General features: G+C 74.0%; 20 protein-coding genes and 1 riboswitch. Of the genes, 10 read left to right on the plus strand and 10 right to left on the minus strand.

Annotation, left to right across the window (positions count from 1 at the left end; genetic code table 11):
- Nucleotides 1–93: 93 nt before the first annotated feature.
- Nucleotides 94–975, minus strand: a complete 882-nt coding sequence (locus tag AB0399_RS05180) for an alpha/beta hydrolase (RefSeq protein WP_366410282.1) — start codon at nt 973–975, stop codon at nt 94–96.
- 206 nt (nt 976–1,181) lie between these two features.
- On the opposite strand from AB0399_RS05180, the gene nhaA reads away from it, so the two are divergent.
- On the plus strand, nt 1,182–3,098 hold the full coding sequence (gene nhaA, locus AB0399_RS05185) for a Na+/H+ antiporter NhaA (RefSeq protein WP_329373162.1): 1,917 nt from the start codon (nt 1,182–1,184) through the stop codon (nt 3,096–3,098).
- A gap of 159 nt (nt 3,099–3,257) precedes the next feature.
- Here nhaA and AB0399_RS05190 read toward each other — a convergent pair whose 3' ends face one another.
- The gene (locus AB0399_RS05190; RefSeq protein ID WP_329373160.1) at nt 3,258–3,485 is read right to left on the minus strand and encodes a DUF6296 family protein; all 228 of its coding nucleotides are present in this window, start codon (nt 3,483–3,485) and stop codon (nt 3,258–3,260) included.
- A 193-nt stretch (nt 3,486–3,678) separates the two neighbouring features.
- Between AB0399_RS05190 and AB0399_RS05195 the strand changes: the two genes are divergently transcribed.
- Nucleotides 3,679–4,488: an NAD-dependent protein deacetylase gene (locus AB0399_RS05195; protein WP_329374566.1), complete on the plus strand. Its 810-nt coding sequence runs from the start codon at nt 3,679–3,681 to the stop codon at nt 4,486–4,488.
- Between the two features lie 36 nt (nt 4,489–4,524).
- On the opposite strand, the gene AB0399_RS05200 is transcribed toward AB0399_RS05195, so the two are convergent.
- The 6 genes from AB0399_RS05200 to AB0399_RS05225 all read right to left on the minus strand — a co-directional run bounded on the left by AB0399_RS05200 (nt 4,525) and on the right by AB0399_RS05225 (nt 10,453).
- On the minus strand, nt 4,525–5,154 hold the full coding sequence (locus tag AB0399_RS05200; protein WP_329373158.1) for a response regulator transcription factor: 630 nt from the start codon (nt 5,152–5,154) through the stop codon (nt 4,525–4,527).
- Nucleotides 5,151–6,737 carry a sensor histidine kinase gene (locus AB0399_RS05205; protein ID WP_366410283.1) on the minus strand — a complete coding sequence of 529 codons (1,587 nt, stop codon included), beginning with the start codon at nt 6,735–6,737 and terminating at the stop codon, nt 5,151–5,153. Before AB0399_RS05205 ends, AB0399_RS05200 begins: the two co-directional genes overlap by 4 nt.
- A 7-nt stretch (nt 6,738–6,744) precedes the next feature.
- On the minus strand, nt 6,745–7,533 hold the full coding sequence (locus AB0399_RS05210) for an ABC transporter permease (RefSeq protein WP_366410284.1): 789 nt from the start codon (nt 7,531–7,533) through the stop codon (nt 6,745–6,747).
- A gap of 105 nt (nt 7,534–7,638) precedes the next feature.
- The gene (locus AB0399_RS05215) at nt 7,639–8,547 is read right to left on the minus strand and encodes an ABC transporter ATP-binding protein (protein ID WP_366410285.1); all 909 of its coding nucleotides are present in this window, start codon (nt 8,545–8,547) and stop codon (nt 7,639–7,641) included.
- 197 nt (nt 8,548–8,744) lie between these two features.
- The gene (locus AB0399_RS05220) at nt 8,745–9,800 is read right to left on the minus strand and encodes a GlxA family transcriptional regulator (RefSeq protein ID WP_366410286.1); all 1,056 of its coding nucleotides are present in this window, start codon (nt 9,798–9,800) and stop codon (nt 8,745–8,747) included.
- Nucleotides 9,801–9,805: 5 nt separating this feature from the next.
- On the minus strand, nt 9,806–10,453 hold the full coding sequence (locus tag AB0399_RS05225) for an HD domain-containing protein (protein ID WP_329373148.1): 648 nt from the start codon (nt 10,451–10,453) through the stop codon (nt 9,806–9,808).
- A 533-nt stretch (nt 10,454–10,986) separates the two neighbouring features.
- On the opposite strand from AB0399_RS05225, the gene AB0399_RS05230 reads away from it, so the two are divergent.
- The 8 genes from AB0399_RS05230 (at nt 10,987) to AB0399_RS05265 (ending at nt 18,996) form a co-directional block, all read left to right on the plus strand.
- Nucleotides 10,987–12,354 carry a bifunctional o-acetylhomoserine/o-acetylserine sulfhydrylase gene (locus tag AB0399_RS05230; RefSeq protein WP_366410287.1) on the plus strand — a complete coding sequence of 456 codons (1,368 nt, stop codon included), beginning with the start codon at nt 10,987–10,989 and terminating at the stop codon, nt 12,352–12,354.
- A 14-nt stretch (nt 12,355–12,368) separates the two neighbouring features.
- Complete coding sequence (locus AB0399_RS05235; RefSeq protein WP_366410288.1) at nt 12,369–13,565, plus strand: homoserine O-acetyltransferase; 1,197 nt, start codon at nt 12,369–12,371, stop codon at nt 13,563–13,565.
- A 21-nt stretch (nt 13,566–13,586) separates the two neighbouring features.
- A riboswitch (cobalamin riboswitch) is annotated at nt 13,587–13,723 on the plus strand.
- A gap of 84 nt (nt 13,724–13,807) precedes the next feature.
- Nucleotides 13,808–13,978, plus strand: coding sequence for a CbtB-domain containing protein (locus AB0399_RS05240; protein WP_328473715.1), 171 nt, complete (start codon nt 13,808–13,810; stop codon nt 13,976–13,978).
- Between the two features lie 29 nt (nt 13,979–14,007).
- Entirely contained in the window at nt 14,008–14,874 is an 867-nt protein-coding gene (locus AB0399_RS05245; protein WP_366410289.1) for a CbtA family protein, read from the plus strand.
- A 50-nt stretch (nt 14,875–14,924) separates the two neighbouring features.
- Entirely contained in the window at nt 14,925–15,836 is a 912-nt protein-coding gene (locus AB0399_RS05250) for a (2Fe-2S)-binding protein (protein WP_366410290.1), read from the plus strand.
- A 108-nt stretch (nt 15,837–15,944) separates the two neighbouring features.
- Entirely contained in the window at nt 15,945–17,081 is a 1,137-nt protein-coding gene (locus AB0399_RS05255; RefSeq protein ID WP_329373137.1) for a HoxN/HupN/NixA family nickel/cobalt transporter, read from the plus strand.
- Between the two features lie 81 nt (nt 17,082–17,162).
- On the plus strand, nt 17,163–18,017 hold the full coding sequence (locus AB0399_RS05260; protein WP_366410291.1) for a methyltransferase domain-containing protein: 855 nt from the start codon (nt 17,163–17,165) through the stop codon (nt 18,015–18,017).
- A gap of 73 nt (nt 18,018–18,090) precedes the next feature.
- Nucleotides 18,091–18,996, plus strand: a complete 906-nt coding sequence (locus AB0399_RS05265) for a hypothetical protein (RefSeq protein WP_366410292.1) — start codon at nt 18,091–18,093, stop codon at nt 18,994–18,996.
- Nucleotides 18,997–19,041: 45 nt separating this feature from the next.
- On the opposite strand, the gene AB0399_RS05270 is transcribed toward AB0399_RS05265, so the two are convergent.
- Both AB0399_RS05270 and AB0399_RS05275 read right to left on the minus strand, forming a co-directional pair.
- Nucleotides 19,042–19,422 (minus strand): VOC family protein, encoded by a 381-nt coding sequence (locus tag AB0399_RS05270; protein WP_328459825.1) that lies wholly within the window; start codon nt 19,420–19,422, stop codon nt 19,042–19,044.
- Between the two features lie 183 nt (nt 19,423–19,605).
- The gene (locus tag AB0399_RS05275; RefSeq protein WP_329373133.1) at nt 19,606–20,616 is read right to left on the minus strand and encodes an alcohol dehydrogenase catalytic domain-containing protein; all 1,011 of its coding nucleotides are present in this window, start codon (nt 20,614–20,616) and stop codon (nt 19,606–19,608) included.
- Nucleotides 20,617–21,208: the final 592 nt, after the last annotated feature.

Here is a 21,208-nt window from a genome sequence, read left to right on the forward strand (position 1 = left end):
GGAATACGCGTGCCGCGCCCCCGCGGTTCCAGCCGCAGACGGGCTTCCCGGCGCCGTCTTCCGTCCCGCTCGTACGCCGTTCGGCCGCAGCCGTCAGCCGGTCGTCGCCACGAAGTCGCGCAGCGCGCCGGCGAGCAGCCCGGGCTGGTCCTCGGGGACCAGCGTGCGGGCGTCGGCGACCTCCAACAAGCTGCCCTGCGGCAGGAGTTCGGCCAGTCGGCGGCCGTGCGCGAGCGGCATCATCCGGTCCTCGGCCGCCCACACCACCAGTGCCGGCCGGTCGAAGCCGCGCAGCGCCTCGGCGGCCTCCGCCATCTCCCCGCGGCGCGCCCCGAGCAGGTAGCGGCGCAGGTCCGCGCGGATGGCGGGATCGGTCAGCAGCGGGCGCATCCAGCCGTCGATGATCTCGTCCGGCACCGGGTACTTGCTCAGCACCCCCAGACCCGCGGTGGAGCGGCGCAGCGGCCGGGCCGCCATCATCCGCACCACGGCGTGCAGGGCGCCGGGGATGTGCGCCGCAAGGGTGATCATCTTGCCGGGTAGGCCGGGCGGGTAGTTCTCGAACGCCTCGCAGGAGACCAGCACCAGCCGGGCGATCCGTTCGCCGTGGAAGGCGGCCACCTGCTGGGCGCGGCCGGAGTCGACCTCGGCGAGCGTGACGTCGCGCAGGTCGAGCCGGTCCAGGAACTCCGCGGCGAGCGCGGCGACCGCCCGCGGCGACAGGTCCGCGTCCGGGCGCATCGCAGTGCGGTGACTCCCCTCGGGCAGCGTCGGGGTCAGGCAGCGGTGGTCGGTGCGCAGGTCGTCGACGACCTTCCGCCACACGCTGCCGTCCTGGGCGAGGCCGTGCAGCAGGACCACCACCGGCCCGTCACCGCCGGTGTCCCCGTAGGCCAGCGTGCCCGCGCTGAGTTCGACGGTGTGCTGCTCGTCCGCCGTACCGGTCCCCGTCGTCATGCCCGTCCCCGTCGTCATGCCCGTCCCCTCCGCCGTGCCCGCCGTACAGGTCCCGCGCCGGGCGGGCGGCTGGAATGATCGGCGCACCCTCCCGGTTCGGGAGACTACGACACAGGACGCGACGGCGCGGCAGGGTCCGCGGTTTCGGCGTGCCCGGCGGCACCCAGCCATGCCAGGGTGAGGGCAGGCAGCGGGGAAGAGCAGCGCACACGGTAGGAGGCTGGATGTTCCGGGGCTTCACGGCTCCCTCGTCGGACCGGACCGAAGAGGACCAGAGCGAGCGGGACCGCGACAGCACGGCATCGCCCTGGGCGTACATCCGCACCGAGACCGGCAGCGCCGCGGTCCTGCTGGCGGCGACGGTCGCGGCGCTGGTGTGGGTGAACGTGGCGCCGGGCGACTACGCGTCGGCGTGGGCGACCCGGCTGTCGGTGCAGTGGGGCGGCCACGGCGTCGACCTGGACCTGCGCGAGTGGGTCAACAGCGGCCTGATGACGCTGTTCTTCCTGGTGGTGGGGCTGGAGGCGCGGCGCGAGTTCGACATGGGCGAGCTGCGCGACCGGCGCAGGATCGCCCTGCCGCTGCTGGCCGGGGTCAGCGGCATGATCGTGCCGGTGGCGATCTACCTCGCGGTGAACTCCGGCGGCCACTCCGGGCACGGCTGGGGCACCGCGATGTCCACCGACACCGCGTTCGCGCTGGGCATGCTCGCCCTGCTCGGTTCGCGCTTCCCGCGCCGGCTGCACACCTTCATCCTGACCGTCGCCGTGGTCGACGACTTCGTGGCGCTGGCGGTGATCGCGGTCGCCTACAGCGAGCACATCTCGTGGACGCCGCTGGCGGTCGGCATCGGGTTCCTGCTGCTGACGGCGGCGATCCGGCGGGCCGGGGTACGGCGCGGCGGGCCGTACGCGGTGCTCGGGATCGCGGCGTGGACGGCGTTCGTGCACTCCGGGGTGGACCCGGTGGTCGTCGGTCTGATCATCGGCCTGCTGGCGTTCGCGTACCCGGCGCCCCGCGACGCCCTGGAGCGGGCCAGCGGCCTGTTCCGGTCCTTCCGCGAGCAGCCCACGCCCGAGCTGGAGCGGGAGGCGCGGCTGGGCCTGGCCTCGGCGCTGTCCCCCAACGACCGCCTGCAGCGGCTGTGGCACCCCTGGTCCAGCTACGCGATCGTGCCGCTCTTCGCCCTCGCCAACGCCGGCATCGAGATCAACGGCTCGCTGCTGTCGCAGGCGTACACCTCCCCGATCACGCTGGGCATCCTGCTCGGCTACGGCATCGGCAAGCCGATCGGCATCGTGGGTTCCACGGCGCTGGCCACCCGGCTCAGCCGCGGCCGGATGCGCCCGCCGGTCGGCTGGGCGGCGGTGACCGGCGGCGGCACGATCGCCGGCATCGGCTTCACGGTGTCCCTGCTGATCGCGACGCTGGCGTTCTCCGGGCGGGAACTGGACGAGGCGAAGATCGGCGTGCTGAGCGCCGTGGTCTTCGCGATGCTGAGCACCTCCATGGTGGCGCTGGTGACCTCCCGGCTGCCCGAGGCGCGGCGGGCCCGGGCGCTGCTGGGCACGGCGCAGTCGGTGGTCGACCTGGCCGAGCCGGTCGATCCCGACCACGACCACGTCCGCGGCCCGCTGGACTCCCCGGTGACCGTGGTGGAGTACGGCGACTTCGAGTGCCCCTACTGCGGGCAGGCCGAGAGCGTGGTGCGCGAGCTGCTCGCCGACTTCGGCGACGTGCGCTACGTCTGGCGCCACCTGCCGCTGACCGATGTGCACCCGCACGCCCAACTCGCCGCGGAGGCCTCCGAGGCGGCCGCGCTTCAGGGCGGGTTCTGGCAGATGCGCGACCTGCTGATCACCACTCAGGACGAGCTGGGTGTCAAGGATCTGATCCGGCACGCCGACGGGCTCGGCCTGGACCTGGAGAAGTTCCGGCACGCGCTCAAGGCCCGCAAGGGTGCGGCCCGGGTCGCGCGGGACGTGGAGTCGGCCGACCTCAGCGGGGTGTCGGGCACGCCGACGTTCTTCATCAACGGCCGCCGGCACCACGGCGCCTACGACATCGAGAGCCTGTCCGCGGCCGTGGTGGCCGCGCGCGACCGCGCGGTCCTGGTGGACGGCGCCGGCCCCGGCTCCTGAGCGCGGGTTCCCGGCGGGGCACATCGGGCGGCGGGCGGCGGGCTCCCCGGGCGGGAGAGCTGCCCCGCGGCCAGGGGCTCGCGATCGGCCGCCGCACGATCGACGGCCGGGTGGGGCGCGGCGCCGTCGCCGCGTCCCGCCCGGCCGTCCCGTGGCGCCTCAGGCCGCTCGGACCGCGTGCGGCGGCACCGGTTGCTGGTGGCCGCCGCTGGCCATCATCCGGACCTCGCCCTCGCCGCTGATCTCGGCGCGGACGATGCCGGTGTCGTCCTCGTAGACGGGGTAGCCACCCGCGCCCGAGGCGTCGGTGCGGTGTACGACGACGACGTCGTCCTCGACGGCCGGGGCCTGGAAGACCAGTTCGTAAACAGCGGGATATTCGTCCATGGGCACACACCTCCCCAGGGGCATTACTCCATTCTCCCGCGGATCGTCCGGTTCCGCCTCCCGGGGGACGTACCCTGCTGGCGTGGACATCGGCGCCGGCCCCCTGGAGCGGAGCGCGGCGGACCGGCCCGGCTCCCCCGGCACCGCGGGAGCCGCGTCCGGCCCGGCGGCGCTCGCCGACGCGCTCCTTCCGCTGGTCGGGCCCGGCCGGGTCGTGGTGCTGAGCGGCGCCGGCCTGTCCACGGAGTCGGGCATCCCCGACTACCGAGGCGAGACCGGCCGGCGCCGGCGCGGCGACCCGATGACGTACCAGGAGTTCACCGGCAGCGCCGGCAGCCGCCGCCGTTACTGGGCGCGCAGCCATCTCGGCTGGCCCTCGATCTCCGGGGCCCGGCCCAACGCGGGCCATCGGGCGGTGACCCGCCTGGTGGCCGCCGGGCTGGTGTCGGGCGTGATCACGCAGAACGTCGACGGGCTGCACGCCGCCGCGGGTACACCGGACGCGGTGGAGCTGCACGGCACTCTGCACGCGGTGGTCTGCCTGGACTGCGGCGCCCGCGGCTCGCGGGAGGAGCTGGCGGGGCGACTGGACGCGGCGAACCCCGGGTTCCGGGCGATGTCCGCGCGGATCGTCGCCGACGGCGACGCCGAGCTGCCGGCCGAGCACATCGACGCGTTCCGCACGGTGGCCTGCACCGCGTGCGGCAGCGGCGTCCTCAAGCCCGACGTGGTGTTCTTCGGGGAGAAGGTGCCGCTGCCCCGGGTGGAGCGCTGCTACGGCCTGGTCGACGCCGCCTCGCTCCTGCTCGTCGTCGGCTCCTCGCTCACGGTGATGTCGGGCCTGCGGTTCGCCCGCCACGCGGCGAAGCACGGCACGCCGGTGGCCATCGTCAACCAGGGCCCCACCCGGGGTGACGACCTGGCGGCGCTGCGGCTCGACCTCCCGCTCGGGCCTGCCCTCACCGCCCTCGCCGACCAGCTCACCGACCGCCTCGGCGGGTAGCGGTCCGCCGGGCGTCGTCCGCCGGGCGTCGTCGGATCAGCTGAGCAGCCCGGTCCGGTAGGCGGCGGCGACCGCGGCGGCGCGATCGCGCACGCCGAGCTTCGCGTAGAGGTGCAGCAGGTGCGTCTTGACGGTGGCCTCGCTGATGAACAGCCGCCGGGCCGCCTCCCGGTTGGTCGTGCCCGCGGCGACCAGGCGCAGCACCTCCAGCTCGCGGTCGGTGAGCGTCCCGGCGGGCGTGGCGGGTTCGCGGACCCGGCCGATGAGCTTCTGCGCGACGGTGGGGGCGAGCACGGGATGGCCCTGGTGGGCGGCGCGCACGGCACGGACGAGTTCGTCCCGCGGCGCGTCCTTGAGCAGGTAGCCGGTGGCGCCCGCCTCGATCGCGGGCAGCACGTCGGCGTCGCTGTCGTACGTGGTGAGCACCAGCACGTGGACGGCGGGGGCGCGCTCGCGCAGCAGCCCGATCGCCTCGACGCCGCCCATCCGCGGCATCCGCAGGTCCATCAGGACCACGTCCACGCCGAGCGCGAGCGCCCGGTCCACGGCCTCGGCCCCGTCCGCGGCCTCGCCGGCGACCTCGAAGTCCGGGTCACCGTCGAAGACACCGCGCAGGCCGTCACGTACGACGGGGTGGTCGTCGGCGACGAGCAGGCGAATGGTCACACGCCATTCTCCATGATCGCCGGGCGTCCGGCGCCGGTACGGGACGGGCCGTTGGGACTGGCCGGGCCGCTCGGGCCGGGCTGCTCGGGGACCGTGTGGCTGTCCGGCGTCACGCGGTCGGCGGAGCCGGGGACACGGTCGCCGGAGCCCGGGACACGGTCAGCGGAGCCGGGGGCGGGATCGGCGGGGCCCGGGGCGGGATCGGCGGGGCCCGGGGCGGGATCGGCGGAGCCGGGGGCCAGGGGCACCGCCGGCACGCCGGCGCTGAGCACTGTCCCGTCGCCCGGCGCGCTCTCGATCGCCAGGGAGCCGCCGACCTGGCGCAGCCGCTGCCGCATCGCGGTGAGCCCGAAGCCGTGGCCGTCGGCGCGCGGCTCGGCCCGCTCGCACGCGGCGGCGTCGAAACCGGTGCCGTCGTCGAGGACGTCGAGGACGACGACCTCGTGGGTGTAGGAGAGGGTCATCCCGGCCCGGGACGCTCCGGCGTGCTTGGCGATGTTCGCCAGGCCCTCCTGGGCGGTGCGGAACAGCGCGACCTCCAGCGCGGGCGGCAGCGGTACGGCGTCGCCGGTGACCTCGAAGCGGACCGCGATCCCGGAGGTCTGGGTCCACTGCTCGGCGAGGTCGCCGAGGGCGCCGGGCAGGTGGGCGGCGGTGTCCAGCGGACCGGGCCGCAGCGCCTGCACCGAGCGGCGGGCCTCGGCCAGCGACTCCCGGGCCAGCCGCCGGGCCAGTTCCAGGTGCCGGGTGCGGCGCTGCGGGTCGGCGTCGAACCGGTCGGCGGCCTCCAGCTGGGTGACGATGCCGGTCAGGCCCTGCGCGATGGTGTCGTGGATCTCGCCGGCCATCCGCTGCCGCTCGTCGAGGATGCCGGCCTCCCGCGCCTGAGTGACCAGTTGGGCGTGCAGACCGGCGTTCTCGGCCATCGTCTCGCGCAGCCGCCGGTTGGCCTCGGCCAGCTCGTCGATCATCCTGGCCCGCCGCCGGCTGCGCTGGTCCTCCTCGATGCCCTGGTAGGTGATGGCACCGGCGACGAGCATGTTGACCAAGACCAGCCCGACGTACGCGGCGACGCCCTCGCCGTGCAGGTTGCGGACGCCGCCGACCTGGCTGAGGGCCATCGCCGCCGCGTTGACCGCGATGGCCGGCGGCCGCAACCACCGGGGCAGCAGGGCCGCTTGGAGATAGCCGGTGAAGCCGAAGAAGCCGAAGAACGGGTTGAGCAGGATCAGGCCCACGATGAAGGCCATCAGCCCGGCGTAGAAGACGATCGCCCTGCCCTGGCGCGCGGCGGGCGTCGGGTACGGCACGTCCATGAACCGCAGCCACAGCGCGGCGCCCGCCGAGAGGACCACCGCCACCCCGATGTACAGCGCGCGGTAGGGCCCCAGGCCGACCGCCAGCACCAGCGAGACCGCGAGCCCGCCGTAGGGCAGGTAGTGCTGGAGCTGCTGGAAGCGCTCGTCCTTCGCCTGCTCGCCGCCGGGTGCGGCCGGCGGGCGCACCCGCACGGGGGCGGGCGCCCGCGGGATGCCGTGGGGCGGCTCCGAGCCGGTACTGCGCGCTGTCCGCTCCGCGTTCACCGGCTCATCATTCCCAACGGAAGGCGCGGACCGCCACCGCGCTGCCGGCCACGGTGTACCCGGCCAGCACCAACAGGTGCTGCCACAGGACCCCTTCACCGGACCACACCGCCATCACCGCGCCGAAGGGGACGTAGCCGCCGATCTCCCGCAGCGCGTGCGGCATCTGCGCGACGGGGAAGTACAGGCCGCTGAAGAAGAAGTTCAGCACCATGACGGGCACGCCCGAGCCGCTGGCGGCGCCGGCGGTGGGCGCCAGCGCGGCGACCACCAGGCCGAGGGCGAGGACTGCGGTGCTGCCGAGGACGAAGGACGCGATCACGGCGCCGATGTCGGACGGCGGCCTGACGTGGAAGGCGAGCCGGCCGACGGCGATGATCAGCGCGACGCCGACCGTGATCAGCGCGGCCATGACCGTGAGCAGCGCGGCGAGCATCCCGGCGACCGGCACCGGGCTGACCGACAGCCGCCGCAGGATGCCCTTCTCGCGCAGGCTCGCCATGTTCATCGGCAGCATGACGCAGCCGAGGAAGAGCGGCACCATCGCGGCGATGGTCGGCACGTAGACGTCGATGACGCTCCTGCCGCCCAGGGAGTCGGAGTCGGTCCTGAAAGCGGGGATGTTGCCGAAGAGGATCACCATGCCCAGCGGGAAGAGCAGCCAGAACACGGCGGCCGGCTCGCGGAGCAGCAGCCTGGCCTGGGTGGCGGTCAGCGCGCGGAAGCCCTGGCGGGTCATGCGCGGAACGGCGGGTGCGGACGGTGCGGTGGGTGCGCTGGGTGCGCTGGCGCTCATCGGGGTGTCCTTGTCTGTGGCGGCGCGGAGGATACGGGGATGCGGGACGGCGGCGGCCTACGGGCGAGGGCGGGCCGGCGCGGGAGAGGCCGGGCGGATACGGGCCTACGCCCCGCTGTCGTCACCGGTGAGCGCGATGAACGCGTCGTCGAGGGTCGCCTGCTCCACCCGCAGGTCCGCGGCGATGATGTGCCGCCGGGCGAGCAGCGAGGTGACGGCGAGCACGAGATTGCCGTCGCCGGTGATCTCGACCTGCGAGCCGTGCCAGGTCAGGGTGCTCACCTCGGGCAGCTCACGCACCAGGGCCTCGTCGAAGCCCGTCGAGGGCCGGAAGCGCATCCGCTGGGTCCGGTCGCCGCGCGCGGCCAGCCCCGCCGGGGTGTCGACGGCCACGACCCGGCCGGCGTCGATCAGTGCGACCCGGTCGCACAGCCGCTCGGCCTCCTCCATGAAGTGGGTGACCAGGACGACGGTGACGCCGGACGCCCGGACCTGCTCGACCAGGTCCCAGGTGGTGCGGCGGGCGTGCGGGTCCAGGCCGGTGGTCAGCTCGTCGAGGATGACCGCCCGGGGGCTGCCGACCATCGCCAGCGCGATCGCGAGGCGCTGCTTCTGGCCGCCGGAGAGCTTCTTGTAGCGGGCGTCCGCCTTGGCGCGCAGGCCGAGCCGGTCCAGCAGCTCGCCGATGTCGGCGGGCCGCCGGTGGAACGACGCGAACAGGTCGAGGATCTCGCGGACGGTGAGCCTCTCCGGCAGCCCGCTCTCCTGGAGTTGGACGCCGAGCACCTGGCGGAGCGCGTCGCGCGCGCGGGCCGGGTCGTGGCCGAGTACGGACACGGTGCCGCCGTCCGGGACCCGCAGGCCCGACAGGCACTCGACGGTGGTGGTCTTGCCGGCGCCGTTCGGGCCGAGAACGCCGAAGATCTCGCCCTGTTCGACCGTGAACGAGACGTCGTGCACGGCGGTGACGTCGCCGTAGCGCTTGTGGAGCCCGTCGACCTCGATGACCGTCATGCCGTGCGCCTCTTCCCGTCGGGTTCTTCCCCGGTGGACGGCGCGTGTTCGCCGTCGTGGAGAAGCCTCCCGCCGCGGCGCGGGCGGGCGGATCGACCACCGGGGCGGGGCGCGGGCGCGATGGGTGGACGCGGCCGTCCACCGATCGGTTGATGCCCCGCGCCCAGAGCCGTACGGCCGTCGGGGGGCGGTACGGCTCAGGGCGCGGGGTCGAAGACGCGGGCGGTGCTGCGGAAGCGCGCCCGGTAGGTCGTCGGGGCCACCCCCAGGGACTGCTGGAACGCGCGGCGCATGGACTCCGCCGAGCCGAACCCGGCCTGCTCGGCGACGGTGTCCACGGCGTCGTTGCCCGCCTCCAGCAGGGCCTGGGCCGCTTCCAGGCGGACGGACTCCGCGTACTGCCCGGGGCTCAGTCCGGTCTCCGCGCGGAAGAGCCGGCCTAGGTGGCGGGGGCTGACCCCGGCGGCGCGGGCGAGGTCGTCCATGCGGTGGGCCGCGGCGGGGTCGGCGCCCACCGCGTCCATGACCTGGCGCAGCGCCGGGTGCCGGGCCTCGCGCGGCACCAGCCGGGCGCTGAACTGGGACTGCCCGGCCGGCCTGGCCATGAACACCACGAGCTGCCGGGCGACGGCCCTGGCCAGGTCGGCGCCGTGGTCCTCCTCGACCAGCGCGAGCGCGAGGTCGATGCCCGCGGTGACGCCCGCCGACGTGGTCACCCGCCCATCGCGGACGAAGAGCGGGTCGGGCTCGACGGACACCCGCGGGTAGGCGGCGGCCAGTTCGGCCGCGAGCTGCCAGTGGGTCGCCGCGCGCCGGCCGTCGAGCAGGCCCGCCTCGGCGAGCAGGAACGCGCCCGCGCAGACCGAGGCGACCCGGCCGGAGCGGGCCGCGAGCGCCTCGACGGTGCCGGTCAGCGCGGGGTCGCCGACGGCCTGCCGCCAGTCGGCGCGGCCGGGGACGACGAGGGTGCCGAGCCGGCCGGGGAGCGTGTCGGCCGCGCTGTCGGCGCCGATCCGCACGCCCGCGGAGGTGCGTACGTCGGCGCCCGCCGCGCTGACGATCCGTACGTCGTAGCGGGCGCCATGGGCGTTGGCGGTGGTGAAGACCTCGACCGGGCCGGTGACGTCGAGGAGTTGCACCTGGTCGAAGGCGAGCACGGCGACCAGGTGGCGGGGGCGCGCGGCGGCCCGGCCCGTAGCCCCCGCCGTTCCGGGCGCACCCGGGGTTCCGGGCGCCCCCGGGATTCGCGTCATCGGCCTCACTCCGGCCACGGCGAGTCGAGGATCGTGGTGACGAAGTCGCCGCGCTCGAAACCGGGGACGTACGCGGCCAGCACGTCCGCCTTGACGTTGCCGAAGGTGGTCTCCGGCTTGGAGCGGATGCCCTCGGTGAAGGCGGCGAGGATGCGGCGCTTGAAGTCGGGGCGGGGGTGCAGCGCGACGATCGCGGCGCGGTCGGCGTCGCTGATGTCGCGGTAGCCGATGCCGAGCACGTCGTACTCCACGCCCGCGGTGGTCAGCGCGACTTCGGGCTCCATGTGCTCCGGGATGCCGGGCGTGGTGTGCAGGGCGATCGCGGTCCACACCCGGCGGACGCTGTCCTCGGGGACGCCGTGGGCGTGCAGGAACCGGCGGGCCTCGTCGGCGCTGTCGACCTCGAAGCGGCGGCCGCTGTCGTGGAACCGCTCGCCGAGGCCGAGGTCGTGGAACATCGCGGCGACGTAGAGCAGTTCGGGGTCGAAGCTCAGGTCGCGGCGGCGGCCCTGGAGGCTGCCGAAGCAGTAGACCCGCCGGGAGTGGTGGTAGATCAGCTCGGTCGCGGTGTCGCGGACCAGTTCGGTGGCCTCGCGGGCCAGGGCGGTGTCGGGGAAGCGGACGCCTGTCTGCTCGAGAGCCTCGGTCGTCATCGGTGTCACCTGCGCAGTTCTTCGATCGGCCGGCCTGCCGGTTCGCCGGTCCTCCGGATACGGCCGGGGTCCCGGCCGCCACTCCTCCAGGATCGGCTCGAACCCGTCCGCCCGCCATGGCCGTGGCGACCTGCTCCCCACAGATCCGGACATCGTGCCACGGACCCGGCGCGGCGAATACCAACGGCGTGTTAAGCCTTCGCCGGGGCCGGGACACCCGGGTGGGGCCGTGCTTCCATGGCGCCATGACCCCGTTGGTGAGGCGCCGCCACGTGGACTACGCGCGTGTCACGAGCACGGGCTGTCCCGGCGCGCGCTGACGCCTCCGCGCCGCCGCCCGGCAGCCGACCGCGTCCTTCTTCCGCGCCCCTCCCCCGCCCTCGGTACGCACCCGGGGCGCCTGCGGGGAGTCGCGTACGTCCAGCGGCCGGCCGTCACCGCCGCCGCGCCACACCGACACCGCAGGTCTCACACCGCGCACCACACGCCACACCCGCAGTGACACCGCACGCACGACAGCACCTGGGAGAGCCATGACCGAGCAACAGCCCGTCGACTCCGTCACCGCAGGGCACACGCCCGAAACCGCGGCCGCCGCGGCACAGGAGGAGCCGAACTGGTCGTTCGAGACGAAGCAGGTGCACTCGGGGGCCGTTCCCGACCCGACGACGGGGGCGCGGGCGGTGCCGATCTACCAGACGTCGTCGTTCGTGTTCCGCGACACCCGACATGCCGCGGACCTGTTCGCGCTGGCGGAGCCGGGGAACATCTACACCCGCATCCACAACCCCACCCAGGACGTCTTCGAGCAGCGGATCGCCGCGCTGGAGGGCGGGGTCGCCGCGGTGGCGCTGGCGTCGGGGCAGGCCGCGGAGACCCTGGCGATCCTGACGCTTGCGAGCGCCGGCGACCACGTGGTGGCGGGCGCGTCGCTCTACGGCGGGACGTACAACCTGTTCAAGCACACGCTGCCGCGGTTCGGGATCGAGGTGTCGTTCGTCGACCCGGACGACGTCGGGGCGTGGCGTGCGGCGGTGCGGCCGAACACGAAGGCGTTCTTCGCCGAGACGCTGGGCAACCCGCGCGGGAACGTGCTGGACGTGCGGGCGGTGGCGGACGCGGCGCACGCCGAGGGGGTGCCGCTGATCGTGGACAACACGGTGCCGACGCCGTACCTGCTCCAGCCGCTGCGGCACGGCGCGGACATCGTGGTGCACTCCGCGACGAAGTTCCTCGGCGGTCACGGCACCACCATCGCCGGGGTGGTCGTCGACGGCGGCACCTTCGACTTCGGGGCGCACGCCGACCGCTTCCCCGACTTCAGCACGCCCGACCCGAGCTACCACGGGTTGGAGTACTGGCCGGCGCTCGGCCCGGGGGCGTACGCGATCAAGCTGCGCGTGCAGTTGCTGCGCGACCTGGGTCCCGCGCTGTCCCCGCACTCGGCGTTCCTGCTGCTCCAGGGCGTCGAGACGCTGTCGCTGCGGCTGGAGCGGCACTCCGCGAACGCGCAGGAGCTCGCGGAGTGGCTCCAGGCACGCGACGAGGTCGCGGTGGTGCACTACCCGGGCCTGCCGTCCAGCGCCTGGTACGAAGCCGGGCAGCGCTACCTGCCGCGCGGCGCGGGCGCGGTCCTCGCCTTCGAGCTGCGCGACGGAGCGGAGGCGGGCAAGCGCTTCGTGGACGCGGTGCGGCTCTTCAGCCATCTGGCGAACATCGGCGACGTGCGCAGCCTGATCATCCACCCGGCCTCCACCACGCACAGCCAGCTGGACGAGGAGCAGTTGGCGGCCACCGGCACCTCGGCCGGCCTGGTGCGGCTGTCGGTCGGCATCGAGAACGTCGCGGACCTCAAGGCGGATCTGGACGCCGGGTTCCGCGCGGCCAAGGCCGCGTCCTGACCGTGCCGGGGCGCATGGCCGCGGAGGTCCCCCTGCCGCCCGCCTCCGGGGCGTGGCGGCCGGGGGACCCGCCCGGGCGGCGCCGCTGGCACCCGCTCTCCGACCCGCTGCCGCTGGAGGCGGGCGGTGAACTGCCGGGCGTGCGGCTGGCGTACGAGTCGTGGGGGCGCCTCGCGCCCGACGCGTCGAACGCGGTGCTGGTGCTGCACGCGCTGACCGGTGACAGCCATGTCGCGGGTCCGGCCGGGCCCGGCCATCCGACCGCCGGGTGGTGGGACGGGCTGGTCGGGCCCGGCCTCGCGCTGGACACCGACCGCTTCTTCGTGGTGGCGCCGAACGTCCTGGGCGGCTGCCAGGGCAGCACCGGACCGGCGTCCGCGCGGCCGGACGGCCGCCGGTGGGGCAGCGCCTTCCCGTTCCTGACCCAGCGCGACCAGGTCGCGGCGGAGACGTCCCTGGCGGACGCGCTGGGCGTCGAGCGGTGGGCGCTGGTGGTAGGCGGGTCGATGGGCGGGATGCGGGCGCTGGAGTGGGCGGTGGGCCGGCCGGAGCGGGTCGGGTCGCTGCTGCTGCTCGCCTGCCCGGCGGCGGCGAGCGCCGAGCAGATCGGGTGGGCGTCGGTGCAGCTGCGGGCGATCAGGGCGGACCCGGGCTGGCACGGCGGCGACTACCACCACGCGACCCCCGGCGGCGGCCCGCACGCCGGGCTCGGGCAGGCCCGGCGGCTGGCGCACCTGACCTACCGCAGCGAGCCCGAGCTGCGGGAGCGGTTCGGCCGCGCCGCGCAGCACGCCGAACGCCCCTGGCACGGCGGCCGGTACGCGGTCGAGTCGTATCTCGACCACCACGCGGACAAGCTGGTCCGCAGGTTCGACGCGGGCAGCTACGTGGTGCTGACCGAGGCGATGAACGCGCACGACGTCGGGCGGGGGCGGGGCGGCACCGCGGCGGCGCTGCGCCGCGTGACGGCGCCGACGCTGGTGGCCGGGGTGGACTCCGACCGGCTCTATCCGCTCGCGCAGCAGCGGGAGTTGGCGGCGGGCATCGCGGGCGCGGACCGGATGCGGACGGTCCGCTCGCCGTACGGGCACGACGGCTTCCTGATCGAAGTGGATCAAGTGGCGTCGCTGGTCGGCGAGCTGACGGCGGGTCTCCGGCTGCCGTATCCGGACCGGGAGCAGCCGGACCGCGGTGTGGCGAAGGGCACGTGACATGCGTTGACGTGCACATTCCTACGCCCGTACGCTGATGGTTCGTGAAGGTGTGAGGAAGCCGGTGGGAATCCGGCGCGGTCGCGCCACTGTGTACCCGGTCGCCTCCAGGGGCGTTCCGGGAAGTCAGACACTTCGCCGTCACGAAGCCCCATATGACCGAGGGACGCAGCATCCCCGAAGGAGGCACCACCGTGAGTTCTCTGTCCACCCACACGTCGTCCGACGCCACGCCGGTCGTCCTGCCCGTCTCCAAGGCCGTGCTCTGGCTGGCCGGCACCACGATCCTCGCGCTCGCCGTGTACTACTTCATCGGCGTCGACCAGGGCGCGGTCTCCGTGTTCGGCAGGGACATGCACATCCACGAGTTCGTGCACGACGCGCGGCACTTCCTCGGTTTCCCCTGCCACTGACTTCCCTCACGGCAGGCGGACAACTCGACATGGAGAAGCGACTCATACTGCGCGGCGTGCTCGCCGGCGCGATCGCGGGGCTGCTCGCGTTCGTCTTCGCCCGGATCTTCGCCGAACCGCAGATCAACAAGGCGATCGACTACGAGAGCGGGCGGGACGCGGCGCAGAACGCCCTCGACAAGGCCGCGGGCCTGCCGGTCTCCCCGGCCGGCCCCGACCTGTTCAGCCGCACCGTGCAGGCCGACGTCGGTATCGGCGTGGGGCTGATCCTCTTCGGCGCCGCGATGGGCGCCATCTTCGCGGTGGTGTACACGGTGTGCCTGGGCCGGGTCGGCAACGTCCGGCCGCGCACCCTGGCGCTGCTGGTGGCCGGCGGCGGCTTCCTCGGCTTCTACCTGGTGCCGTTCGTGAAGTACCCGGCGAACCCGCCGGCGATCGGGCACGAGGACACCATCAAGGCCCGCACCGGGCTCTACCTGATCATGGTGGTCTGCTCGATCACGCTGCTCGCCCTGGCGGTGTGGCTGGGACGGCGGCTCCAGGAGCGGTTCGGCACGTGGAACGCCACGCTGCTCGCCGGCGCGGCCTTCCTGGTCGTGATCGGCGTGGTGATCGGCCTGCTGCCGGCGCTGGGCCATCTCGCCACCAACCGCGAGCAGTACGGCAACCACGGCACCGAGACACCGGTGCCGCTCACCGACCCGCACGGCCGGATCGTCTACCCGGGCTTCCCGGCGGACGTGCTGTTCAAGTTCCGGTTCTACTCGGTGGCCGCGCAGTTGCTGCTCTGGTCGGCGATCGGGCTGGTCTTCGGGCCGCTGGCGGAGCGGGTGCTGAGCCCGGCGCCGGCCGGCCGGGCCGTCCGGGCGCCCCGGACCGACCCGGTGGAGGCGTGACGGCGCGCGCCGCGCACGGCCACCCGGCCCTTCGGTGACATGGTGGCGCGGTGAACGACGATGACGTGAGGGCGGCCCTGGCGGAGCTGGGGCCGTTCTTCGCGGTCGAGGCGATCAAGGCGGTCGAGCCGGTCCAGGCGGCTGAGAGGGCCGAGGCGGCCGACGAGGGCCCCGGCCCGTGGCGGTCGATGGCCGAACTCGCCGACCCGGCCGACCCGGCCGACGGAAGCGGGGTGCTGGCCGCGCGGGTGGCCGCCGTACGGGGGGTGCTGGCGGCGGGCGGCGGGCAGCCGGCGGAGGCGGTCGAGGAACGGGTGGCCGCGTCGGTGGTCCATCTCGGCCTGGTGGCGCGGCTGCTGTCCCCGTACCTGGCGCTGGCGGTGCTGTACGGGCGGGTGCCCGGGCGGGTGCGGCTGGCCGATCTGCGCTGGCGGCCCGCCCTCGGCGGACCGTACCCGCTGGCGTTGCCACTGCCGCTGCCGCCCGGGACGAACCACATGCCCGGGACGGCCGCGGATCGTACGGGCGCTGACCTCGGTACGGGCGCTGACCTCGGTACGGGCGCTGACCTCGGTACGGTCACGGACGTCGGTACGGGCGCGGACCTCGCGGCGCTCGCCGACCGGTTCTCCGCCGCGCTGTGCGAGGGCGCCGTGCGCGAGGTCGAGTCGGCGTGCGCGGGGTTCCGCGTGTCGCCGCACGTCCTGCGCGGCAACACCGCGTCCGCGGTGAACGGCGCGGCGCGGATGATCGCCGCCGCGCGCCCGGACGCCGCCGCGCGGGCCGAGGCGCTGACCGGGCTGCTGCTGGAGCGCGGACGCTTGCGCGGGAGCGGACGGCGTACCCCCGGTGGCGGGTTCCGGCGCAACAGCTGCTGCCTGATCTACCGGGCGGCGCCCGGGCACGCGGGCGCGTTGTGCGGGGACTGTGCGCTCTCGCGTGTCCCCGTGCGCCCGGGATGAGCCTGGTCGGAGCGATGGGAGGACGCCGACGCCCGCTTGTTGCAAGCGAGTCGCAACAAGTAACGTGTCGCGTTGAGAAGTCCCCGTCCCCTCGCAAAGGACCCCACGTTGAGTTCCACCATCGAGGCCCCCTCCGCTCCGGTGTCCCGCCTGCACCGGATATCGGCGTCGATGTCGCGCGCCGAATGGACCCGGTTGGGCGGCATGGCCGCGTTCATCGTGGCGCTCCACGTCATCGGCTGGTTCACCCTCGCCGTGATCGTCGCACCGCACCACTACAAGACCGGCACCGGGGTGTTCGGCGTCGGCATCGGGGTGACCGCCTACACGCTCGGGATGCGGCACGCCTTCGACGCCGACCACATCGCGGCCATCGACAACACCACCCGCAAGCTGATGGGCGAGGGCAAGCGGCCGCTGTCGGTGGGCTTCTGGTTCTCCCTCGGCCACTCCTCGATCGTCTTCGCGCTGGCCTTCCTGCTCTCCATCGGCATCAAGTCGCTCGCCAACCCGGTCGAGCAGGACAACTCCGGCCTGCACAACGTCACCGGCTGGGTCGGCACCACCGTCTCGGGCACGTTCCTGTACGCCATCGCGCTGGTCAACCTGCTGATCCTGGCCGGGATCTGGAAGGTCTTCCGGCGGATGCGGCACGGCGAGTTCGACGAGGCCGCGCTGGAGGACCAGCTCAACAACCGCGGCTTCATGAACCGCCTGCTCGGCCGCCTGATGAAGTCGGTCACCAGCCCCTGGCAGATGTACCCGATCGGCCTGCTCTTCGGCCTGGGCTTCGACACCGCCACCGAGATCGCGCTGCTCGTGCTGGCCGGCTCCGGCGCCGCCTCGGGCCTGCCCTGGTACGCGATCCTCTGCCTGCCCGTCCTCTTCGCCGCCGGGATGTGCCTGCTCGACACCATCGACGGCTCGTTCATGAACTTCGCCTACGAGTGGGCGTTCTCCAAGCCGGTCCGCAAGGTCTACTACAACCTCACCATCACCGGCCTGTCCGTCGCCGTCGCCCTCATCATCGGCACCGTCGAACTCCTCGGCCTCGTCGCCGACAAGGCGAACCTCCACGGCGCCTTCTGGGACTGGGTCGGCGGGCTCGACCTCAACATCGTCGGCTATGTCATCGTCGGCCTGTTCTTCCTCACCTGGGCCGTCGCCCTGACCGTCTGGAAGTTCGGCAACATCGAGGAGAAGTGGTCCACCGGGCTGCGTGCCACGGACACCCCCGCGGAATAGGGCGTGGCGGCCGGACCGGCAGGTCCGCTACGGTCAGATCCCGGCCTCGAAGTGCCGGGTCCCAGGGGGGTTGATGCCGCGGTGACCGGGTTCGACGGGAGCGGGTTCGACGAGAGCGGGCGCTCGATCTGGTCGGGGCGGGCCGTCGCGTACGCGGAGTCCTTCGCGGCGGTGTGCGCGTATCCGATCGGGGACCTGCTCGACGCCGTCGGGGCCGGTCCCGGCGTCCATCTGCTGGATGTCGGCACCGGGTCGGGGAACGTCGCCGCGGCGGCGTACGCAAGGGGCGCGCGGATCACGGCCGTCGACGCCGAACCGGGCATGGTCGAGCTCACCGCGCAGGCGGTGCCGACGGCCGACGTCCGTGTCGCCGAACTGCCGGTCCTGCCCTTCGCCGACGCCACCTTCGACGCGGTGACCGCCAACTTCGTGCTGGACCACGTCGGCCGGCCGCGGCGCGCGCTGGCCGAGCTGAACCGGGTGACCCGGCCGGGCGGCCGGATCGCGGTGACGGTGTGGTGCGTGCCGGCCGGGAGCGGGCAGGCCCTGCTGGGACGGGCGACCGAGGCCGCCGGCGTGCGGCGCCCACCCCACCGAGCGGTGCTGCCGCCCGAGACCGACTTCCCGCGCACCGAGCGGGGCCTGCTGGACCTCCTGCCGGCCGCCGGCCTCGCCCACCCCTCTTGCCGCACCCTCGCCTGGGATCATCTGACCTCCGCCGGGCAGTGGTGGCAGGGCGCGGCGTCGGGCGTCGGCTTCACCGGTCACCTCATCGCCGCCCAACCGGCCGCGACCCGGGCGGAGATCAAACGGCACTTCGATCTGCTCAGTGCGGGGTTCACCACTCCCGACGGCCGGCTCGCCCTCCCGCACCAGGCCCTGCTCGCCGGCGCGACCGCCCAGCCGGGACCCGTACCGGTACCCCGGACCGGTTGACCGTCCCCGGCCGGGCCGTCGCCGGGCGGTCTCTCACGGAACCGGCCCTGTCGCTCCACGCGTCTTGTGTGCCATGGCTTCCGACCGGCAGCAGGACCACGCGGGCGGGTCCGAAAGCGTCCGGCCAAAGTCGCCCGCCACGCCCACCACCCTCGCCGCGCCCGGCGAGCCCGCCCTTCCCGTCCCCAAGAGCCGAGCGGACACCCGGGGCGAGGAGTTGGTCGGAGAGGCCACGGAAGGCGGGCCGATCATCGTCGTCACCGCCATCGCGCTCAAGCCGCGCGTCCGCGACGCCCTCGCCCAGCGCCTCGGTCCCGGTCACATCCTCCTGGACATCCGCCACGCCGGACCGGACGCCGACATCGTGCTCATCCCACCCGCCAGCGCCCAGCTCCTCGGCCACCTGCGCCGGCAGTTCCCCCAAGCGCGCATCCTCGCCACCGAGTTCACCGACGACAGCTACGGCGCCGACTTCCGGGGCCCCATCAGCCACATCCTCGACAGCGACATCGACGGGTACTTCATGGCACCGACCCTCGACGACCTGGCGCGCGTCACCCACAGCGCCGGCCGAGCCGTTGCCGGAGCCCTCGCCGGCGGCACGGGAAGCGGCTCGCGGCGTCCCGTCGACTTCCTTGCGGCCAACCGGCGCCTTCTGCTGGAGAGCGGCCACGCGGCCGATCCGAGTGCGGTCGATCCGAGCCCCGCCGAACCGAGCCCCGCCGAACCGGACCAGGCCGATCCGGACCAGGCCGACGCCCCCGCGGAGGGCGGGGTCACGATCGATCTCGACGCGTGGGCCCGCACGCTCGAAGGCAGCGCGCCGATCCTGGCGGGCCTGGCATGGCCGCTGATCCTGCAGTTCCTGCGGCAAGGTGTGCCGGTCACCGTCGTCGGCGGCCCGCCCGGGAGCTGGACCGACCGGGCACGCGCGGCAGGGGTCCAGGTCCGTTCCTCGTCTCGGCGGCTCCCCGGCTGACGTGCGGGCGCCGGGCACCTGGTGCCGGGGCGGGACCCACGAGCCTCACAGGGGGTTGAGGCGAGCCTTGAGCAGGCAGAACTCATTGCCCTCGGGGTCGGTCAGGACATGCCACGACTCCTCCCCCGTCTGGCCGATGTCGGCCGGGCGCGCGCCCAGCCCCAGCAGGCGTTCGAGCTCGGCGTCCTGGTCCCGGTCGGTGGCGTTGACGTCGATGTGCAGCCGGGACTTCCCGGGCTCCGGCTCGTCCCTGCGGCTGAGGAAGATCGTCGGCTGCGGACCGCCGAACCCTTCGCGCGGCCCGATCTCCACCGAGCCGTCGTCCTCGCGATCGAGCACGACGAAGTCCAGGACCTCGCACCAGAACCGCGCCAGCACCTCGGGGTCGCGGCAACCCAGCACGAGTTCACCGATACGACACGCCATCACGCAACCTGCTCTCAGCCAGGGAACCGCGGGGGAACCGCCGGGGAACCCTCTCGCCCACCCGTGGGCGCCCGGCGGAAACCAACCCCGCGACCGTACCGGACCGGCCGAGCGCGGGCGAAGCGATTTCGGGGCCCGCCCGCCAGGACGTCGGTGCGGCCGATACGAATGTCGAGAGCGCGGTCAGGCGAAGGTGATGACGCTGCGCCCGTGGGCGGTGCCCGCGTCCATCGCGTCGAGCACGGACGGCGCCTGTTCGAGGTCGACGGTGCTGATCTCGGGGAGGATGCCGTGCTGTACGGAGAACGCCAGGGTGTCCCGCAGGTCGTGGGGCGAGCCGGACGGGTTCGCCACGATGTGCAACCGGTTGAGGATCATCAACTGGGCGGGCGGGGAGAAGGGTTCCGTGTTGTAGCCGCACAGCACGAGAGTGCCGTCGGGCGCCAGCCCGCTCATCGCCGCGACGGCGGGCGCGTTGGAGGGAGCCGCGTTCAGGACTACGTCCGCGCCGCCGTCCCACGCCCGCAGGGTCTCGCCGGGGTCCTGGTCGTCGGTGGCGACGAACAGCTCCGCGCCCAGTGCCTTGGCGGCGTCCTCACCGCGCCGCGACCGTGCGACCACCGCGACGCGGGCGCCCATCGCCACGGCGTAGCGGATCGCCAGGGCGCCGATGCCGCCGGCACCGACCACGGCGACCCTCGACGAGGCGGTCGCCCCGCCCTGCCGCAGGCCGTTGAAGGCGGTCAGACCCGCACACATCAGGGGTGCGGCGGCGATCGGGTCGAGGCCGGCCGGAAGGGGCGTGGCGAACCCCTCCTTGAGGACGGTGTACTCGGCGTACCCGCCGTCGACCACCACCCCCGTGATCCGCTTGCGCGGGCACAGGATCGGCTCGCCGCGCGCACAGTAGTCGCAGTGGCCGTCCGAGTCGTGGAGGAACTGGCCCCCCACGGCGGTCCCGACCTCGGGCCAGCTCACCCCCGGGCCGAGCGCCGCCACCACCCCGCTGATCTCGTGCCCGGGGACGACCGGGAACGCGGCGAACGGGTACTCGCCCTTGAGCAGGTTCAGATCCGAGTAGCAGATGCCGCACGCGGTGACCTTCACCAGCAGCTCGCCGGGTCCGGGTTCGGGGACGTCACGCGTGGTGAGGGCGAGCGGTTCGTGAACTCCTGTCGCAACAGCGGCACGCATCAAGTCCTCCAGAGATCGAGCCAGTCCGCCGGCCCGCGATACTCCGCGCCGCTCCTCGGCGCTCCTCGGCGCTCCTCGGGCCCTTCACGGTGGGCTTCAGCCCGGCACCCGGAGACCCCGCGCAGCCGTTCCCAGGCTAGAACGGACATAACGGGCACGCATGCTGGAGCGAGCCCGCCCATGTGCCCGCCCCTCGCCGCCCGCTTCCGACCCCACCGCGGGGGTCACGGCGGCGCCCGCACCACGCCCCGGCCACCGCCGACGCGTCCTGCACCGCGCGATACCGCGCGCAAGCCTCCCTCGGTGAAGGCCGGGCAGAGCGACCGAAGCGCGGGGACAGCCCGACGGGCTCGCCCCTCGGGCTGTCGGGGCCGTGCCGGCGAAGCCGGCTGAATCGTCGGCGCGACCAGGGTGCGGCGTGGCCAGGGTGCGGCCATGGCTGTCATGGATGTCCGCAACGATTCCAAGGGTGAGGAACTCGGACACCTCGAAGATCAGCCGGTGGCCGTCTTTCCATGCGGGCGCCAACCCGAACGCCGTGGCAAACCCCCGGATCGGGTCCGACCCGCCACACCACTTCCGGAGACGCAAC

It is taken from the genome of Streptomyces sp. NPDC088194 (assembly GCF_040702025.1).
In the GTDB taxonomy this organism is placed as follows: Bacteria; Actinomycetota; Actinomycetes; order Streptomycetales; family Streptomycetaceae; genus Actinacidiphila.

Bases quoted from the DNA above. Each gene is read 5' to 3' on its own strand.
- AB0399_RS05275 (WP_329373133.1), bottom strand. From the start codon at position 20,616: ATGCGTGCCGCTGTTGCGACAGGAGTTCACGAACCGCTCGCCCTCACC.
- AB0399_RS05225 (WP_329373148.1), bottom strand. From the start codon at position 10,453: ATGACGACCGAGGCTCTCGAGCAGACAGGCGTCCGCTTCCCCGACACC.
- AB0399_RS05270 (WP_328459825.1), bottom strand. From the start codon at position 19,422: ATGGCGTGTCGTATCGGTGAACTCGTGCTGGGTTGCCGCGACCCCGAG.
- AB0399_RS05245 (WP_366410289.1), top strand. From the start codon at position 14,008: ATGGAGAAGCGACTCATACTGCGCGGCGTGCTCGCCGGCGCGATCGCG.
- AB0399_RS05180 (WP_366410282.1), bottom strand. From the start codon at position 975: ATGACGACGGGGACGGGCATGACGACGGGGACCGGTACGGCGGACGAG.
- AB0399_RS05220 (WP_366410286.1), bottom strand. From the start codon at position 9,800: ATGACGCGAATCCCGGGGGCGCCCGGAACCCCGGGTGCGCCCGGAACG.
- AB0399_RS05215 (WP_366410285.1), bottom strand. From the start codon at position 8,547: ATGACGGTCATCGAGGTCGACGGGCTCCACAAGCGCTACGGCGACGTC.
- AB0399_RS05235 (WP_366410288.1), top strand. From the start codon at position 12,369: ATGGCCGCGGAGGTCCCCCTGCCGCCCGCCTCCGGGGCGTGGCGGCCG.
- AB0399_RS05210 (WP_366410284.1), bottom strand. From the start codon at position 7,533: ATGAGCGCCAGCGCACCCAGCGCACCCACCGCACCGTCCGCACCCGCC.
- nhaA (WP_329373162.1), top strand. From the start codon at position 1,182: ATGTTCCGGGGCTTCACGGCTCCCTCGTCGGACCGGACCGAAGAGGAC.
- AB0399_RS05190 (WP_329373160.1), bottom strand. From the start codon at position 3,485: ATGGACGAATATCCCGCTGTTTACGAACTGGTCTTCCAGGCCCCGGCC.
- AB0399_RS05230 (WP_366410287.1), top strand. From the start codon at position 10,987: ATGACCGAGCAACAGCCCGTCGACTCCGTCACCGCAGGGCACACGCCC.
- AB0399_RS05265 (WP_366410292.1), top strand. From the start codon at position 18,091: ATGGCTTCCGACCGGCAGCAGGACCACGCGGGCGGGTCCGAAAGCGTC.